We start from the raw sequence: 13,355 nt of genomic DNA on the forward strand, positions 1-13,355 counted from the left end.
TCATGTCTGCCACTGCTTGGGTCACCCCGGCGACCGTCCGGGCAAAAGTGGCTATGTCACAATGATTTTGCCTATTCGGACGGCGCCGTCGCGGCGACCGCCAACCCTTTGAGGCCAAGGAACCCTCCCATGAGCAGCGAATTGATCAAGCATGTTTCCGACGCGTCCTTCGACGCCGACGTGATCCAGTCCGGCAAGCCGGTGCTGGTGGACTACTGGGCCGAGTGGTGCGGCCCCTGCAAGATGATCGCGCCCATCCTGGACGAGGTCGCCACCGGCTACGGTGACAAGCTGCAGGTCGCCAAGATGAACGTCGACGAGAACCGCGAGGTTCCCGCCAAGTTCGGCATCCGCGGCATCCCGACGCTGATGCTGTTCAAGGACGGGCAGCTCGCCGCCACCAAGGTCGGCGCCCTGTCCAAGGCCCAGTTGACCGCCTTCATCGACGCGAACCTATAATCGCGTCTGACTGCTGCGGCGCTTCTGGCGCTTCCCGGCGCCCCGCTGCAGCAGCCATAGCCAACACGCCCCGGGCGTCCTGGTCACGAACCAGACCCCAGCCAGCGTGGACTCGGCGCCCCCTCCCACCACAAAAGCTGTCGAATCCGCGTCGCTCGCCGTTTGAGCGACTGCTCATTCGGTCCTGTTCCGGGGCGGCCGTGGAATCGCCGTTGCGCCTTGGCTGGCGCCGCGGCCCCTGACGGGTGTTCACCCATGCATCTTTCCGAACTCAAAGCCCTTCACGTCTCCGCCCTCATCCAGATGGGCGAGGAACTGGAGATCGACAACGTCAGCCGCCTGCGCAAGCAGGAGCTGATGTTCGCCATCATGAAGAAGCGCGCCAAGGCCGGCGAGCAGGTCTTCGGCGACGGCGTGCTCGAAGTCCTGCCCGATGGCTTCGGCTTCCTGCGCTCGATCGAAGCCAGCTTCATGGCCTCGACGGACGACATCTACCTGTCGCCCAGCCAGATCCGCCGCTTCAACCTGCACACCGGCGACCTGGTGGAAGGCGAGGTGCGCGTGCCCAAGGACGGCGAGCGTTACTTCGCTCTCGTGAAGGTCGACCGTGTCAACGGCCAGACGCCCGAGGAGAGCAAGAACAAGATCATGTTCGAGAACCTGACGCCCCTGTTCCCCAAGGAACAGTTCAGGCTCGAGCGTGAGGGCTTCAAGGGCGAGGAGAACATCACCGGTCGCATCATCGACCTGGTGGCGCCCATCGGCAAAGGCCAGCGCGCGCTGATCGTCGCCCAGCCCAAGACCGGCAAGACCGAGATGATGAAGAGCATTGCCCATGCCCTCGTCGCCAACGCGCCGGACTGCCACCTCATCGTGCTGCTCGTCGACGAGCGCCCCGAGGAAGTGACCGAGATGATCCGCACCGTGCGCGGCGAAGTCATCAGCTCGACCTTCGACGAGCCCGCCGCCCGCCATGTGCAGGTGGCCGAGATGGTCATCGAGCGCGCCAAGCGCCTGGTGGAGCTGAAGAAGGACGTGATCATCCTGCTGGATTCGATCACCCGCCTGGCCCGCGCCTACAACAACGTGCTGCCCTCGTCCGGCAAGGTCATGAGCGGCGGCGTGGACTCCAACGCGCTGCAGCGCCCCAAGCGCTTCTTCGGCGCCGCGCGCAACATCGAGGAAGGCGGCTCGCTGACCATCATCGGCACGGCCCTGATCGACACCGGCTCCCTGATGGACCAGGTGATCTACGAGGAGTTCAAGGGCACCGGCAACTGCGAGATCCACCTGGATCGCCGCATGGCCGAGAAGCGCGTCTACCCGTCCATCCTGATCAACAAGTCCGGCACGCGCCGCGAGGAACTGCTGCTCAAGCCCGAGATCCTGCAAAAGAGCTGGATCCTGCGCAAGCTGCTCTACAACATGGACGAGATCGAGGCGATGGAGTTCATCCTCGACAAGATGAAGGCGTCGAAGAACAACCTGGACTTCTTCGACATGATGCGGCGCGGCGGCTGACGTCCACGCATCGACCCCGGAAACTCGCTACAATCGCGGGTTTTCCGCCCAGACACCCTGGAAAGTGCGTTGCCAATACCGGCGACGTGGCTCCCAACCTAGCCGAGAGGTTCCCATGAAAGAAGGCATTCACCCCAACTACCGCGACGTCGTCTTCGTCGACTTGTCCAACGGTTTCCAGTTCGTGACGCGCTCCACCGTCCAGACCAAGGAAACCATCGAGCTCGACGGCAAGACCATGCCGCTGGTGAAGCTGGAAACCACCAGCGAATCGCACCCCTTCTACACGGGCACGCAGAAGAGCGTGGACAACCTGGGCGGCCGCGTCGAGAAGTTCCGCAACAAGTTCGCTCACCTCAAGAAGTAATTCGTCGAGGCGGTCCCGTACCGCTTCCGAAAGCAAGGGCAGCCTCCAGGCTGCCCTTTGTCATTTCTGCCGCCTCGGCCGCACTTCGCCGTTTCTGCGTCATTTGTGCTGCATCATGCCGGCCGATCCGATCGAAGCTCAACGCGTGAACCTTCCCACCCCCGCCATCGTCGCCGAGCGCGGTGCCGTGCGCCTACCGCGCCTGGCGCTGATCCTGCTGTGCGCCGCCTATGTGCTGCCCGGGCTCTTCGGCCGCGACCCCTGGCGCAACGCCGACCTGACGGCCTTCGGCTTCATGGCCAGCATCGCCGAGGGCCGTGCCCCCTGGTGGCAACCCGCCATCGCCGGCATCCCGGCAGAAGGCGGCCCCCTGCCCTACTGGCTGGGCGCACTGGCGATCAAGGCCCTGCCCTTTCTGAACGCGCCGGTGGCGGCGCGCCTGCCCTATGCCTTCGTGCTGGTGGGTGTGCTCGTGGCCGTCTGGTATGCGTGCTTTCACCTCGCCCGCACCGAGGCCGCTCAGCCTGTGGCCTTCGCCTTCGGTGGCGAGGCCCAAGTGGTCGATTACGCACGGGCGCTGGCCGACGGCGCGCTGCTCGCGCTGATGGCATCACTCGGCCTGCTGCAACTCGGTCACGAAACCACGCCCGAACTGCTGCAACTGCTGGCGGTGTCGGTCTACCTTTATGGGCTTGCGGCGGCACCCTTCCGGCGCCCCCAGTCGCGCATCGCGGTGCTGCTGGCCCTGCCGGCGCTGGCGGTCAGCGGCGCGCCGACCGTGGCCTGCCTGCTCGGCGCGCTGGGTGTGCTGCTCAACCACCGCTCCAGCTACGAGGCGGCCAAGGCCCAGCGCGTGTGGCTGCTGGGCGCACTGACGCTGGCCGTGCTGGCAGCCTGGGCCTTCGACGGCTGGGCCTGGCGTGTCCGGGCCGAACTGGAGCCCGGTCCGCTGCTGAGCCTGCTGGCCTGGTTCTGCTGGCCTGCCGGCCCGATGGCGCTGTGGACGCTGTGGCGCTGGCGCCGCCAGCGGCTGCGCCGCCACATCACCGTGCCCGTCATCGCGCTGCTCGTGCCGCTGCTGGCCTGCATCACGATGGACGGCTCGGACCGCGCACTGCTGCTGGCCCTGCCGTCACTGGCCATCCTGGCCGCATTCGCGCTGCCGACCCTGACCCGCGGCTTCTCGGCAGCTGTGGACTGGTTCTCGGTCTTCTTCTTCAGTGCCGCGGCGCTGTTCTTCTGGCTGTACTACGTGTCCATGCAGACCGGCTGGCCGGCCCGTCCGCTGGCCAATATGCGCCGCCTGGCCGAGGGCTTCGAGCCTCGCTTCAGCCTGCTGGCGTTGGCGTTCGCCATCGTCGCCACGGTCGCCTGGCTGGCCCTGGTGCGCTGGCGCACCGCACGCCATCGGCACGCGCTCTGGAAAAGCCTGGCCTTGCCGGCCGGCGGCGTGGCCCTGGGCTGGCTGCTCGTCATGAGCCTGCTGCTGCCGCCGCTGGACTATGCACGCAGCAACGGCCCGCTCGTCGCCCGGCTCAAGCCCTACCTGCCGGCGACGGTGAACTGCCTGGCCGCGCCTGAGCAGACCCTGGCAACGCTGGCCGCACTGGAATGGCATGGCGGCTGGCGCGTGCAGGGGCGCGGCACGCTGGCCGGCACGGCCTGCAGCCACGCGGTCATCAACCCCGGGCAAGCCACGCCCCCAGGGTGGCAGGTCGTCGCCCATGTGAAGCGCCCGACCGACCGCGGCAGCAGCGCCGGCCTGGTGCTGCTGGCTCGTCAGTGATCTGACAGCGCGGCGCCGCTGAAGGCGGCCTCGTCGCCCAGCACCGAATCGCTGGCCAAACGCACACGAGCGGCCGGGAAAACGAGCCGAAAGCGCGAGCCCTTGCCGACCTCGCTCTCGATCATCAATTCGCCGCCATGGCGCTGCATGACGTGCTTGACGATGGACAGCCCCAGGCCCGTGCCACCGGTCTCGCGCGAACGGCTGCCGTCCACGCGGTAGAAGCGCTCGGTCAGGCGCGGGATGTGTTCGCGCGCGATGCCACGGCCGGTGTCGATGACGGTCAGCTCGCCGCTGCCGTCCTCCAGCAGGCGCCAAGCCACCTCGATCTCACCGCCGTCGGGCGTGTAGCGCACCGCATTGGTCACGAGGTTGGCGATGGCACTCAGCAGCTCGCTCTCGACACCGGCGAGCTCGACGCCGGTCTCCGGCTTGAGGCGCAGCGGATGGCGGCCGGCCGACAGGGCCTCGGCGTCGGCCGCGATGCGCAGCAGCAGGCCGTCCAGCGCAACCCAGCGGTCCGGCGCCGGGCGCGGGCTGCCTTCGAGCTGGGCCAGCGTCAGCAGGTCGGCGACGAGGGTCTGCATGCGTTGCGTCTGCTGGTTCATCAGCACCAGCACGCGGTCGCGCTCCACGGCCGTCAGCGGCAGCGTGTGCAGGGTCTCGATGAAGCCGGACAGCACGGTCAGCGGCGTGCGGATCTCGTGCGAGACATTGGCGACGAAGTCGCGCCGCATCGCCTCGGAGCGCAGGCGCTCGGTGATGTCCAGCGTCAGCACCAGGCGCTGCCCCTCGCCATACTCGCGCACGATGATGGACAGCGTGCCCGGCCCGCGGCCATTGCCCAGCACGAGGGGCTCGGCAAAGCGGCCGGCCTGCAGGTAGGCGACGAAGGCCGGCGCGCGCACGAGGTTGGTGATGCGCTGCTGCAGGTCGCGCTTGGGGTCGAGCGCGAAGTGGTCGGCCGCGACGCGGTTGCACCAGAGGATGTGCTCCTGGGCGTCCAGCATCAGCACGCCGTTGGGCGAGGCCTCGATGGCCGACAGGAACTGCTCGAGTTCGACGCGGCCGCGGGCCACCGCGCGGTCGCGGTCGCGCATCGCCCGCTCGACGCGATAGCCCAGCTCGCCCCAGAGGCCGGTGTCGCGCGGCGCGTTGTCCTGCTGGTTGCCGCGCAGCCAGCTCAGCAGACGGTGGCCACGCACGGCATCGAGCAGCAACAGCAGGCCGACGCCGGTGACGACGCCGACACCCAGGCCCAGGCCTTCGAAGCCGGTCGTCCCGCGCACCGCCGCACCCAACAGGAAACCGAACAACGCGGCCGCGAGGGCCTGCAGCAGTCGAGGCAACAACCAGGTCATGAACTGCGGACGGGACTCAGGCGGAGAGTGCGCTGGCTTGCTGGGTCAGCCGGTAGCCGGCGCCACGGACGGTCTCGATCATGCGCGCGCACTGCACCCGCTCCAGCGCCTCGCGCAGGCGCTTGACGTGGACGTCGATGGTGCGCTCCTCGATGAAGACATGGTCGCCCCAGACGCGATCCAGCAGCTGCGAGCGGCTGTGCACGCGCTCGGGATGGGTCATCAGGAAATGCAGCAGGCGGAACTCGGTGGGCCCGAGCTTGACCTCCACACCCTCGCGGCTGACGCGGCGCGTGCCCGGGTCCAGCAGCAGCGGGCCGACCTCGACCGCGCTGTCCAGCGCCTCGGGCGCCTTGCGGCGCAGCACGGCGCGGATGCGCGCCAGCAGTTCGTTGGTCGAGAAGGGCTTGGTGACGTAGTCGTCAGCCCCCGCATCCAGGCCGGCAATCTTGTCGCCCTCCTCGGCGCGCGCCGTCAGCATGATGACGGGCAGCTCCTTGGTGCGCGCCGCACCGCGCCACTGGCGGGCCAGGGCCACGCCGCTCTGGCCGGGCAGCATCCAGTCCAGCACGACCAGGTCGGGCAGCACGCGGTCCACTTCGTACTGGGCCGCGGTGGCGCTGCCGGCGAGGGTGACCTCGAAACCGGCGTGGCGCAGATTGATGGAGATCAGTTCGGCGATCGCCGATTCGTCTTCCACCACCAGGATTCGACTCATAAAAGCTCTCTTTCGAAAGTAGTGCCGTACCGAATGACTGTCGTGGAGCCGGCTTTGCCGGGCCACTGACAGTGCCCCCTTGAGGGGGCCGGCGAAGCCGGTAGGGGGTGGGCTATCGCACCATTGTTTCGACGGCTTCCGGCGTGTTGTGCCGGACGTCCTGGCCCTTGACCACATAGATGACGACCTCGGCCAGGTTCTTGGCGTGGTCGCCCACGCGCTCGATGGCCTTGGCGACGAAGACGAGGTCGATGGACGAGGAGATCGTGCGCGGGTCTTCCATCATGTAGGTGATGAGCTTGCGCAGCAGGCCGTCGAATTCCTTGTCGATCTCGTCGTCGTGCTTGAGCACGTCGAGCGCGCGCTCGACGTCCAGCCGGGCGAAGGAGTCCAGCGCCTTGCGCAGCTGGCCGGTGGCGAGCTCGGCCTCGAAGGCCAGGTCCGACATCGGCACGCGCAGCCGGCTGGAGACACCGCCGGACACCAGGCGCTGCACTGTGCGCGCGATGCGCGCGGCCTCGTCGCCGACGCGCTCGAGGTTGGCGATGCTCTTGCTGATGGCGATCAGCAGGCGCAGGTCGCGGGCCGTGGGCTGGCGCCGCGCGATGATGGTGGAGAGATCGCGGTCGATCTCGACTTCCATCGCGTTGACGCGGCCCTCACGGGCCAGCACTTCGTCGGCCGACTCGGCGCTGAAGTCGCTGAGGGCCTGCACGGCCTGGGCCACCTGGGCCTCGACGAGGCCGCCCATTTCGAGCACGCGCGTGGAGATGCCGCTGAGCTCGGCATCGAACTGGGTGGAGAGATGCTTGTCAACCATGGTGCCTCCTTGCGGGTCAGCCGAAGCGGCCCGTGATGTAGTCTTCCGTGTCCTTGCGCTTGGGCTTCATGAAGAGCTCGGCGGTCGGGCCGAATTCGATCAGGTCGCCCAGGTACATATAGGCCGTGTAGTCGGAGCAGCGCGCGGCCTGCTGCATGTTGTGGGTCACGATGGCCACGGTGTAGTCGCTCTTGAGCTCGTGGATCAGTTCCTCGATCTTGCCGGTCGAGATCGGGTCCAGCGCGGAGCAGGGTTCGTCGAGCAGCAGCACCTCGGGCTTGATGGCGATGCCGCGCGCGATGCACAGGCGCTGCTGCTGGCCGCCGGAGAGGCCGGCGCCGCTCTGGTTGAGCTTGTCCTTCACCTCGCTCCAGAGCGCGGCCTTCTTCAGCGCCCATTCCACGCGCTCGTCCATCTCGACGCGCGGCAGCGTCTCGAACAGGCGCACGCCGAAGGCGATGTTGTCGTAGATGGACATCGGGAAGGGCGTGGGCTTCTGAAAGACCATGCCGACCTTGGCACGGATCAGCGAGACGTCGTCGCGGCTGGTCAGGATGTCCTCGCCGTCCAGCAGGATCTGGCCTTCGGCGCGCTGCTCGGGGTAGAGCTCGAACATGCGGTTCAGCGTGCGCAGCAGCGTCGACTTGCCGCAGCCCGACGGGCCGATGAAGGCGGTGACCTTCTTCTCGGGGATGTCGAGGTTGATGTTCTTCAGCGCGTGGAAGCTGCCGTAGTAGAAGTTCAGGTTACGCACCGAGAGTTTGGCGCGCTCACCCAGCGAGGTTTCGATCTTGGCGTCCATGGGCCGGGTCCTTAGTGTTTGTTCTTGAAGAGCACGCGCGCGAGGATGTTCAACAGCAGCACGCCGACGGTGATCAGGAAGACCCCCGCCCAGGCCAGCTTCTGCCAGTTCTCGTACGGGCTCATCGCGAACTTGAAGATGGTGACCGGCAGGCTGGCCATCGGCGCGCCGACGTCGCTGGTCCAAAACTGGTTGGACAGCGCGGTGAACAGCAGCGGCGCGGTCTCGCCGGACACGCGGGCCAGCGCCAGCATGATGCCGGTGATGACGCCGGCACGCGCGGCCTTCAGCGTGATGGAGAGGATGACCTTCCACTTCGGCGTGCCGAGCGCATAGGCCGCCTCGCGCAGCGCATTGGGCACCAGGCTGAGCATGTTCTCGGTCGTGCGGATGACGACCGGAATGACCAGCAGGGCCAGGGCCAGCGAGCCGGCCAGCCCCGAGAAGCTGTGCATGCGGGCAACGACGACCGCGTAGACGAACAGGCCGACGACGATGGACGGCGCCGACAGCAGGATGTCGTTGATGAAGCGCACCGCGCTGCCGAGCCAGGTCTTCTGGCCGTACTCGGCCAGGTAGACGCCGGCCAGGATGCCGACCGGGGTGCCGACCAGCGTGGCCAGGCCGACCATGACGAAACTGCCGAAGATGGCGTTGGCCAGGCCACCGCCTTCGCCCTGAGGCGGCGGCGTCATCTGCGTGAAGGTGGCCCAGTTCAGACCGCCCATGCCGAGGTAGATGGTCTCGAACAGGATCCAGATCAGCCAGAACACGCCGAAGGCCATCGCGCCGAGCGACAGCGTCAGCGCGACGGCGTTGATGCGCTTGCGCTTGGCATGCCTGGCCAGGCGGCCGGCGTCGAGCTTGCTCATGTGCGGACTCCTTCGCTCTTCTTCAGGCGCAGCAGCAGCAGCTTGGAAATGGAGAGCACGACGAAGGTGATGACGAACAGCAGCAGGCCGAGGTACATCAGCGAGGCCTGGTGCAGGCCCTCGCCGGCCTCGGCGAATTCGTTGGCCAGCGTGGACGTGATGCTGTTAGCCGCCTCGAAGACGGACAGCGAGTTCAGCTGGTTCATGTTGCCGATGACGAAGGTGACGGCCATGGTCTCGCCCAGCGCGCGGCCCAGGCCGAGCATGACGCCGCCGACGACGCCGGTCTTCGTGAACGGCAGCACCACCTTGGAGACGACTTCCCAGGTCGTCGCGCCCAGGCCGTAGGCGCTTTCCTTCAGCATCGGCGGCGTGACCTCGAAGACGTCGCGCATCACCGAGGCGATGAAGGGAATGATCATGATCGCCAGGATGATGCCGGCCGACAGGATGCCGATGCCCACGGGCGGGCCGGACACCAGCGAGCCCAGCACCGGCACGCCGCCCAGCAGGGCCTGCAGCGGCTGCTGCACGAAGGTGGCCAGGATGGGACCGAAGACCAGCAGGCCCCACATGCCGTAGACGATGGAAGGCACGGCGGCCAGCAGCTCGATGGCGATGCCCAGCGGGCGCTTGAGCCAGCTGGGCGAGAGCTCGGTCAGGAAGATGGCGATGCCGAAGCTGACCGGCACCGCGATGAGCAGCGCGATGAAGGACGAGGCCAGCGTGCCGTAGATCATCACCAGGCCGCCGAACTTCTCCTGCACCGGGTCCCAGTCCGCGCTGGTCAGGAAACCGAGGCCATAGGCCTCCAGGGCCGGTGTTGCGCCGACGATGAGGGAGCCGATGATGCCGGCCATCAGGGCCAGCGTCAGCCAGGCAGCCCCCTGGGACAGCGCCGCGAACAGTGTGTCGGCCCAGGGCGCGACGCGGCGGCGCGGGGGTTGGGGGCTCATCGGCGCGGTTTGCGGCTGAGGTTCGCTTCGATCAGCACCTGCGCTGTCGGCGGGAAGGATGGCTGCCAAGGAACCTCCGGGGTCTGGAATGAAAGGGCGCCGTTGATGTGGCAAAGGCCCGGCGATGCCGGGCCTGGCTCAGCGCCTGGGGTTTACTTGTGGGAAACGACCTTGCCGGACGCGTCCTTGATCTCGCCCCACTGCTTGTGCACCAGTTCCTTCACGCTGGCAGGCAGGGGAACGTAGTCGAGGTCGTCGGCCATCTTGTCGCCATTGCCATAGGCCCAGTCGAAGAACTTCAGCACGGCGGCGGCCTGTGCGGGCTTGTCCTGGGACTTGAACATCAGGATGTAGGTCGGGTTGGTGATGGGCCACGAGGCCTTGCCCGGCTGGTCGGTCGTGATCTGGTAGAAAGTCTTCTTCCAATCGGCGCCGGCGGCGGCGGCCTTGAAGGCCTCGTCATTGGGGTTGACCCACTGGCCTTCCTTGTTCTTCAGCTGGACGAAGGTCATCTTGTTCTGCTTCACATAGGCGTACTCGACGTAGCCGATGGAGTTGGGCAGGCGCTGCACGAAGGCGGCGACGCCTTCGTTGCCCTTGCCGGCCGTGCCGGCCAGCCACTTGACCGTCGTGCCCTCGCCGACCTTGTCCTTCCACTCGGGGCTGACCTTGGACAGGTAGTTCGTGAAGATGAAGGTCGTGCCGGAGCCGTCGGCGCGGGCCACCGGGGCAATGGCAGCGTCAGGCAGGGCCACACCGGGGTTCAGCGCGGTGATGGCCGCGTCGTTCCACTTCGTGACCTTGCCCAGGTAGATGTCGGCCAGCACGGTGCCGGTGAGCTTGATCTGGCCGGCGGCAATGCCCTTGATGTTGACGACGGGCACGACGCCGCCGATGACGGTCGGGAATTGCAACAGGCCGTCCTTGGCCAGGTCTTCGTCCTTCAGCGGCATATCGGACGCGCCGAAGTCCACGGTCTTGGCCTTGATCTGCTTGATGCCGGCGCCGGAGCCGACGGACTGGTAGTTGATGCGGGCACCGGTGGCCTTGTTGTAGGCGTCGGCCCACTTGGCATAGATGGGGGCCGGGAAGGTGGCGCCAGCGCCGGTCACGTCCTGGGCCAGGGCTGCCTGGGCGCCGAACAGACCCGCCAAAGTGGAAATAAGCGCGAACGACTTGCTGACCTGGACAAAGTTCATCTGAGACACCTTCCGCTGAGCGGGTTTGACGATGACCGGCATCCTAGGGATCGAATGTGACGATTCGGTGACCGTCATCTGGGCCAAATGGCCATTGGAGCGCGCCAAACGCCCTCTGTGAAGTCATTCGGGCCGGTTTATGACAGCGTCATTTGACATTCACGCGGCCGTCACACGCTGCCGGAGGAGGGGATGAAGCCGCCTTTTGCGGCTGACGGCCAAGAAAAGGCCGCCTCGTCGGCGGCCTCGCTGCGGCTGTGCACCCCGAAAAGATCAGGCCGCAACGGCCTCCGCCAGCCGCTGGGCACAGCGCTGCGCCAGCGCGGCATCCGAGGCCTCGACCATCACGCGCAGCAGGGGCTCGGTGCCCGAGGCGCGGATCAGCACCCGGCCGCGGTCGCCGAGCTCGGCCGCGACGGCCGTCTGCTCCTCGGCGAGGCGGCTGCTGCTCTTCCAGTCCTGGCCGGCCGCCAGGCGGACGTTGATCAGCGTCTGCGGGAACAGGTCGACGCCCTGCAGCTGCTCCGCCAGACTGCGCCCGCTGCGGCAGACCGACTGCAGCACCAGCAGCGCACTGACGATGCCGTCGCCGGTCGTGTGCTTGTCCAGGGCCAGCAGATGGCCGGAGCCCTCGCCGCCCAGCTGCCAGCCGCGCGCGGCCAGCTCCTCCAGCACATAGCGGTCGCCGACCTTGGCGCGCACGAACTCGACATCGCGCGAGCGCAGCGCCACCTCGACGGCCATATTGGTCATCAGCGTGCCGACCGCGCCCGGAACCCGCAGGCCCTGGTTGAGGCGGTCCGCCACCATCACATAGAGCAGCTCGTCGCCGTTGTAGAGGCGGCCGTTGGCATCCACCAGCTGCAGCCGGTCCGCATCGCCGTCCAGCGCGACGCCGTAGTCCGCGCCATGCGCCTTCACGGCCTCGACCAGGGCGCCCGGCGCCGTCGCACCGACGCCCGCATTGATGTTGAAGCCGTCGGGCTTGCAGCCGATGGAGATGACCTCGGCGCCCAGCTCGTGGAAGACGTCCGGCGCGACGTGATAGGCCGCCCCATGGGCCGCATCGACGACGATCTTCATGCCCTTGAGCGTCAGGTCGGAGCCGAAGCTGTTCTTGCAGAACTCGATGTAGCGGCCGCGCGCGTCTTCCAGGCGCTTGGCGCGCCCCAGGCTGGCCGAGTCCACCCACTGCGGCGCCTCGTCCAGCGCGGCCTCGACGGCCAGTTCCCAGGCGTCGGGCAGCTTCTCGCCCTTGGCCGAGAAGAACTTGATGCCATTGTCCTGGAAGGGGTTGTGCGAGGCGCTGATGACGACGCCCAGGTCCTGGCGCAGTGCGCGGGTCAAGTAGGCCACGCCGGGCGTCGGCAGCGGGCCGGTCAGCAGCACATTGACGCCGGCCGAGGCGAAGCCGGCCTCCAGTGCCGACTCGATCATGTAGCCGGAAATGCGCGTGTCCTTGCCGATCAGCACCGTCGGGCGCTTGGCGGTCTTGCGCAGCACGCTGCCGACGGCGTGGCCCAGGCGCAGCATGAAGTCGGGCGTGATCGGGCTCTGGCCCACCGTGCCTCGAATGCCGTCGGTTCCAAAATACTTGCGGCTCATCGAGCTCTTCCTTCTATTCAATGGCTGGAATTGTCGCCGCATCGACCGCGGCCCAGACCTTGAGGGCGTCCACCGTTGCGGCGACATCGTGCACGCGCAGCACGTTCGCGCCGGCGCTGACCGCGCGCAGCGCCGCGGCCAGGCTGGCGGGCAGGCGCTGGTCCACAGGACGGCCGGTGATGTCGCCCAGCGTGCGCTTGCGCGACCAGCCCACCAGCAGCGGATGGCCCAGCTCGGCCAGGCGTCGCTGGCCCGCCAGCAGCCTCAGGTTGTGCTCGGCCTTCTTCGCGAAGCCATAGCCAGGGTCCAGCGCGATGCAGTCCGCGGCAATGCCCGCGTCACGCGCCGCCTGGGCGCGCCGCGCCAGGAAGGCGGCAACCTCGGCCACCACGTCGCCATAGCAGGCCAGATCCATCATCGACGCCGGCTCGCCGCGCATATGCATCAGGCAGACGCCCGCGCCGCTGCCGGCCACGGCCGCCAGTGCGCCCGGCATCTGCAGCGCCTGCACGTCATTGACGATGTCGGCACCGGCATCCAGCGCGCGCCGCATCACCTCGGGCTTGTAGGTATCCACGGAAACCGGCACGCCCAGCGTCAGGGCGGCGGCCAGCACCTTGTCGATGCGGGCCCACTCGCTGGCCGCATCGACATGCGGCGCGCCGGGCCGCGTGGACTCGCCGCCGATGTCCAGGATGTCGGCACCCTCCGCGACGAGCCTCTCGCAGTGGGCGATTGCGCCGCGGGCCTCATCGTGCCGGCCACCATCCGAGAAGGAATCGGGCGTCGCATTGACGATGCCCATCACGCGGGGGCGGCTCAGGTCGATGCGGAAGCGGCGGGTCTGCCAATGCATGGTCTTGAATGGAAAACGGGCCCGGTTTGAAGC

The 13,355-nt window shown here is 67.6% G+C and carries 13 protein-coding genes; 4 read left to right on the plus strand and 9 right to left on the minus strand.

Annotated features, from left to right (window positions below; translation table 11 throughout):
• Positions 1–129 precede the first annotated feature (129 nt).
• The 4 genes from trxA to EV671_RS18610 all read left to right on the plus strand — a co-directional run bounded on the left by trxA (position 130) and on the right by EV671_RS18610 (position 4,133).
• On the plus strand, positions 130–459 hold the full coding sequence (gene trxA, locus EV671_RS18595) for a thioredoxin TrxA (RefSeq protein WP_132574489.1): 330 nt from the start codon (positions 130–132) through the stop codon (positions 457–459).
• 255 nt (positions 460–714) lie between these two features.
• The gene (gene rho / locus EV671_RS18600) at positions 715–1,980 is read left to right on the plus strand and encodes a transcription termination factor Rho (protein ID WP_132574491.1); all 1,266 of its coding nucleotides are present in this window, start codon (positions 715–717) and stop codon (positions 1,978–1,980) included.
• Positions 1,981–2,095: 115 nt separating this feature from the next.
• Positions 2,096–2,347, plus strand: a complete 252-nt coding sequence (locus EV671_RS18605; RefSeq protein WP_132574493.1) for a type B 50S ribosomal protein L31 — start codon at positions 2,096–2,098, stop codon at positions 2,345–2,347.
• Between the two features lie 145 nt (positions 2,348–2,492).
• Positions 2,493–4,133, plus strand: a complete 1,641-nt coding sequence (locus tag EV671_RS18610; RefSeq protein ID WP_132574495.1) for a hypothetical protein — start codon at positions 2,493–2,495, stop codon at positions 4,131–4,133.
• On the opposite strand, the gene phoR is transcribed toward EV671_RS18610, so the two are convergent.
• The 9 genes from phoR to folP form a co-directional block, all read right to left on the minus strand.
• Positions 4,127–5,494, minus strand: a complete 1,368-nt coding sequence (gene phoR, locus EV671_RS18615) for a phosphate regulon sensor histidine kinase PhoR (RefSeq protein ID WP_132574497.1) — start codon at positions 5,492–5,494, stop codon at positions 4,127–4,129. The genes EV671_RS18610 and phoR overlap by 7 nt on opposite strands.
• 16 nt (positions 5,495–5,510) lie before the next feature.
• Positions 5,511–6,212, minus strand: coding sequence for a phosphate regulon transcriptional regulator PhoB (gene phoB, locus EV671_RS18620; RefSeq protein WP_132574499.1), 702 nt, complete (start codon positions 6,210–6,212; stop codon positions 5,511–5,513).
• Positions 6,213–6,324: 112 nt separating this feature from the next.
• Positions 6,325–7,032: a phosphate signaling complex protein PhoU gene (phoU, locus tag EV671_RS18625; RefSeq protein ID WP_132574501.1), complete on the minus strand. Its 708-nt coding sequence runs from the start codon at positions 7,030–7,032 to the stop codon at positions 6,325–6,327.
• Between the two features lie 16 nt (positions 7,033–7,048).
• Complete coding sequence (gene pstB, locus EV671_RS18630; RefSeq protein WP_132574503.1) at positions 7,049–7,834, minus strand: phosphate ABC transporter ATP-binding protein PstB; 786 nt, start codon at positions 7,832–7,834, stop codon at positions 7,049–7,051.
• Between the two features lie 11 nt (positions 7,835–7,845).
• On the minus strand, positions 7,846–8,706 hold the full coding sequence (pstA, locus tag EV671_RS18635; protein WP_132574505.1) for a phosphate ABC transporter permease PstA: 861 nt from the start codon (positions 8,704–8,706) through the stop codon (positions 7,846–7,848).
• Positions 8,703–9,662, minus strand: coding sequence for a phosphate ABC transporter permease subunit PstC (gene pstC, locus EV671_RS18640; protein ID WP_132574507.1), 960 nt, complete (start codon positions 9,660–9,662; stop codon positions 8,703–8,705). Before pstC ends, pstA begins: the two co-directional genes overlap by 4 nt.
• 152 nt (positions 9,663–9,814) lie before the next feature.
• Positions 9,815–10,861 (minus strand): phosphate ABC transporter substrate-binding protein PstS, encoded by a 1,047-nt coding sequence (gene pstS, locus EV671_RS18645; protein WP_132574509.1) that lies wholly within the window; start codon positions 10,859–10,861, stop codon positions 9,815–9,817.
• Positions 10,862–11,134: 273 nt separating this feature from the next.
• Positions 11,135–12,466, minus strand: coding sequence for a phosphoglucosamine mutase (glmM, locus tag EV671_RS18650; protein WP_132574511.1), 1,332 nt, complete (start codon positions 12,464–12,466; stop codon positions 11,135–11,137).
• A gap of 13 nt (positions 12,467–12,479) precedes the next feature.
• On the minus strand, positions 12,480–13,322 hold the full coding sequence (gene folP / locus EV671_RS18655) for a dihydropteroate synthase (RefSeq protein ID WP_132574513.1): 843 nt from the start codon (positions 13,320–13,322) through the stop codon (positions 12,480–12,482).
• Positions 13,323–13,355 lie beyond the last annotated feature (33 nt).

The organism is Roseateles saccharophilus (assembly GCF_004342485.1).
Taxonomy (GTDB): Bacteria; Pseudomonadota; Gammaproteobacteria; order Burkholderiales; family Burkholderiaceae_C; genus Pelomonas; species Pelomonas saccharophila.

Bases quoted from the DNA above. Each gene is read 5' to 3' on its own strand.
- rho (WP_132574491.1), top strand. From the start codon at position 715: ATGCATCTTTCCGAACTCAAAGCCCTTCACGTCTCCGCCCTCATCCAG.
- folP (WP_132574513.1), bottom strand. From the start codon at position 13,322: ATGCATTGGCAGACCCGCCGCTTCCGCATCGACCTGAGCCGCCCCCGC.
- pstB (WP_132574503.1), bottom strand. From the start codon at position 7,834: ATGGACGCCAAGATCGAAACCTCGCTGGGTGAGCGCGCCAAACTCTCG.
- glmM (WP_132574511.1), bottom strand. From the start codon at position 12,466: ATGAGCCGCAAGTATTTTGGAACCGACGGCATTCGAGGCACGGTGGGC.
- pstS (WP_132574509.1), bottom strand. From the start codon at position 10,861: ATGAACTTTGTCCAGGTCAGCAAGTCGTTCGCGCTTATTTCCACTTTG.
- trxA (WP_132574489.1), top strand. From the start codon at position 130: ATGAGCAGCGAATTGATCAAGCATGTTTCCGACGCGTCCTTCGACGCC.
- pstA (WP_132574505.1), bottom strand. From the start codon at position 8,706: ATGAGCAAGCTCGACGCCGGCCGCCTGGCCAGGCATGCCAAGCGCAAG.
- phoB (WP_132574499.1), bottom strand. From the start codon at position 6,212: ATGAGTCGAATCCTGGTGGTGGAAGACGAATCGGCGATCGCCGAACTG.
- phoR (WP_132574497.1), bottom strand. From the start codon at position 5,494: ATGACCTGGTTGTTGCCTCGACTGCTGCAGGCCCTCGCGGCCGCGTTG.
- phoU (WP_132574501.1), bottom strand. From the start codon at position 7,032: ATGGTTGACAAGCATCTCTCCACCCAGTTCGATGCCGAGCTCAGCGGC.
- EV671_RS18605 (WP_132574493.1), top strand. From the start codon at position 2,096: ATGAAAGAAGGCATTCACCCCAACTACCGCGACGTCGTCTTCGTCGAC.
- pstC (WP_132574507.1), bottom strand. From the start codon at position 9,662: ATGAGCCCCCAACCCCCGCGCCGCCGCGTCGCGCCCTGGGCCGACACA.